At 58.7% G+C, this 3,446-nt stretch carries 1 protein-coding gene; it reads left to right on the forward strand.

Annotated elements, in window-relative coordinates:
* On the forward strand, positions 1–3,446 hold a 3,446-nt coding region (locus ACO0LK_RS26905), incomplete at both ends, for a DUF4214 domain-containing protein (RefSeq protein ID WP_422980592.1).

Raw genomic sequence — 3,446 nt, forward strand, 5'->3', positions numbered from 1 at the left:
GAAGCCCTGTTCAACAAGAACGGTACTACCTCAACCGGTGGTACCACTTACAACCTGGCCGCAGCCGATGACTGGGACAGCGCCATTACCGGCGGCAACATTGCCGTCACCACCGCAGCGATTACCGTTTCCAATGTCCCGGTCCCGACCATCACCTCTTCCACCTACGACGCCAACACTGGCGTACTGACCGTCACAGGTACTGGCCTGACCGGACTGACAGGGGCGACCAATGACATTGTTGCCAACAAATTCAGCCTGCAAGGTGAAGGCGGTACCAGCTATACCCTGACCACCACCAGCAATGTCGAGATCACCTCCGCCACCTCGTTCACCCTGACCCTCAGTGCGGCTGACCGCCTGGGTGCCAACCTCATCATGAACAAGAATGGCACCAGCTCCACCAGTGTCAATACCTATAACCTGATCGCCGCCGAAGACTGGAATGCCGGGGCCGATGCCGCCGTCGTCATTGCCGACCTGACCGGCAATGGCATCACCGTTGCCAATGTGGTGGCACCGACCGTCACCTCAGCGACCTATAACGTCGCCACCGGCGTGCTGGTCGTGACAGGTAACAACTTCCTGAGCCTGACAGGGGCCGCCAACGACATCACCGCCAACCGCATTCGTCTGCTGGGCCAGGGTGCCTTCAACTACACCCTGACCGATACCCCCAACGTCGACATCACCTCCAACACCAGCTTCACCATGACCATGAGTGCCAACGACAAGGCGGCCCTGGCGTTGCGGATGAACAAGGATGGCACCTCGTCCACCGACACCACCACCTACAACCTCGGTATGCTGGAAGACTGGAATACCGGTGCTGACGTGGCGGTTGTCATCGCTGACCTGTTTGGCAATGGCATTACCGTCACCGGCAACAACGTCGCCCCCACCATCGGTGGTGTCGCTGCTGGCCAGACCGTAACCGAAACCACCACGGTTTCTCCGTTTGCTGCGGTCACCATCACCGATCCGGATGCCGGCGCCTCAGAAACCATCATCATCACCCTCGATGTTGCCGCCAAAGGGGCCTTTACTGCCGCTTCATTGGCCGCCACTGGCTTCTCGACCGCTGATGGCGGGCTGACCTATACCCATGCAGCCGGTAGCCCGGCCGCTGTGCAGGCTGCCATTCGTGGCCTGGTGTTCCAGCCGGCGGCAGGCCGTGTCCCTGTGGGCAGTACCGAAACCACCACCTTCACCATCAGTGCCAGTGACGGTATTGCTTCTGCCGTACTCAATAACACCACTACCGTCATTGCCACCGGCATCAATGCCGCACCGACCAATATCAGCCTGTTGCCTGCCACCATCCTGCAAGGATCCCCGGACAACAGCAGCGTCGGTACCCTGACAGCGACTGACCCCAACCCCAGTGATACCGCCAGCTTTAGCCTGGTAGCCGGGAATGGCACGAATGATCGCGACAATGGCAAGTTCATCATCTCCGGCACCAGCCTGGTGGCCAAGAACCCGCTGGGCATGACACCGGGCACCTATACCATCATGGTTCGCGCCACGGATGCGTCCAGTGCTACCTATGACAAGAGCCTGACCATCACCGTTGGTGATAATGTGCCGCCAACGGCCACCAGCATTACCCGCATCAACCCAGAAAACACCAATCTCGGTACTGCCGATTACAAGGTCAGCTTCAGTGAAGCCGTTACTGGTGTGAATGCGGCAGCCTTCGTACTGGCCACCACTGGCAGCGCAACCGGGACCATCAGCAGTGTCACCCAGCTTGATGCCTCCACCTATAGCGTCAGGATCACGGGGCTGACCGGCGACGGCAGCCTGGGCCTGAACCTTAAAACCTCGGGTACCGGCATTGTCGACACCGCCAGCCTGCCTTTGAGTGGCGGCTTTACCGGTCAGCTGTACCAGGTGGACCATACCGCCCCGACCACCAGTGCCGGTAACCTGAAGTTCTCCAATGATGATGGCATCAGCAGTACCGACTTCATCACCACCGCCTCCTTACAAACCATCAGCGGTACCCTGAGTACCGGCTTGCTGGCTGGTGAAACGGTGCAGGTCTCGCTTGACAATGGCAGTACCTGGATCAATACCACTACAGCGACGGGGGCGACCAGCTGGTCGCTGGCCAATCAGGTACTGGGTGGCAGCAATACCCTCAAGGTGCGGGTGGCGGATCTGGCCGGCAATGGCGGACCGACTGCATCACAGGCCTTTACCATCAACAACACCACAGACAACAGCAATGCGGGTGATTCGGATGCGGATGGGGATGGTATCCCGCAACGTGTAGAAAACGCAGTGCCCAATCTGAGTGGCATCGGTAATGGCGACGGCAATGGCGACGGTATCCTGGATCAGTCGCAGAAGAGTGTCACGTCCCTGCCATGGAACAGTACCCTGGGTAACGGGCATTATGTGACTTTGTGGAATACCCAGCAATTGCCACAGACCAAGACCCTGACTTCGCCCACACCGGGTAATGCACCGGCCGACCTAACGATGCCATATGGCTTGCTGACGGTACAGATAGAAGGCGGCACCACCGGTGGCGACGCCACGATGTCGCTGTACACCGATGCACTGGCGCCGGTGAATGGGTACTGGGTACAGAACAAGGCCGGTGAATGGGTGAACATCGCCACCAATATCGCCACCGTCAATGGCAAGCTCAAAGTTGACTTCAAGGTCACCGATGGCAGTACCTATGACAGTGATGGCCTGACCAATGGCAAGATTCTGCTGACCGGGGCATTGGGCTTCAAGACGGTACCAACGACGCCGGTCACCGGTTTGCCGAATGACAAGGATGCGGATGGCATTCCGGATGCGGTAGAACTGCAAATGGGCACCAATCCGCTGGCGAAAGACAATGATGTCTTGCACCGCTCTGATCTGTTTGCGATGCAGCTGTACCGCGATGTGCTGTTCCGCGAAGCCGATACGGCGGGTGTGCAGTACTGGCAGCAGCAGATTGACAGTGGCAAGATGACACGGGCGCAGGTGGCGGCTTCCTTCATGGCGTCGTCGGAATTCCAGACCGGTATCGGTAGCCTGACGCGTCTGTACTTCGGGGCCTTTGACCGTTTGCCGGACCGTGATGGGCTGGCGTACTGGATACAGCAGGAGAAGGCGGGCATGAATCTGTCCAAGATCAGTGCGTCCTTCGTTGCCAGTACGGAGTTCCAGAGTACCTATGGCAGTCTGGACAACAGTGCCTTTGTGGACCGGGTGTACCAGAATGTGTTGCACAGAAGCTCAGACACGGCCGGTAAGGCGTACTGGCTGGGGCAGCTCAACAGTGGGGTCAGCAGAGGCGATTTGCTGGCGGGCTTTACAGAGTCGACAGAGTTCAAGGCCAGTTCCCAATCCAAGGTCTCGCTGACGCTGGATTATATCGGGCTGCTGGGTCATGCACCGGATGCAGCAACCTTCAATCAGTTGCTGGCGCAGTCGGG

The sequence above is a fragment of the Undibacterium sp. Ji49W genome, from assembly GCF_049340205.1.
Taxonomy (GTDB): Bacteria; Pseudomonadota; Gammaproteobacteria; order Burkholderiales; family Burkholderiaceae_D; genus Undibacterium.